Source organism: Massilia genomosp. 1, assembly GCF_011682185.1.
GTDB lineage: Bacteria > Pseudomonadota > Gammaproteobacteria > Burkholderiales > Burkholderiaceae_D > Telluria_A > Telluria_A rubra.
This window is the reverse complement of the sequence record NZ_WHJF01000584.1, coordinates 1-255: the sequence shown is the minus strand read 5'-3', so window position 1 is coordinate 255 and position 255 is coordinate 1. Positions and strand designations below refer to the sequence as shown.

Below are 255 nucleotides of genomic sequence, written 5' to 3'. Positions count from 1 at the left end.
ATGGTCATCGTCGAAGTCGCATCAACTGGTCGGCGCCGAGGGCGAGCAGCCCGAACATCAAATGGCTCATGACTTTGGCATGTCCTTTGACCATGATGTTGCGGCCGCCGAATTCGTCCTTGAGGCGCGCGTTGGTCCGTTCGGCCACAGTGCGCTCACGGTAGCGAACTTCATCGGCAGGCTCGAAGTGTTCCTTCTCGCCGCCACGCGGATTATGGTCGATCAGGGGGACGTGTCCCAGTTCGCGGCAGTGGT

1 pseudogene is annotated in these 255 nt (G+C 60.4%); it reads right to left on the bottom strand.

The annotated features are described in order from the left end of the window. Positions 1 to 4 precede the first annotated feature (4 nt). Positions 5 to 255 (bottom strand): annotated as a pseudogene (locus tag F1735_RS38675) (IS5/IS1182 family transposase); the annotation flags it as partial.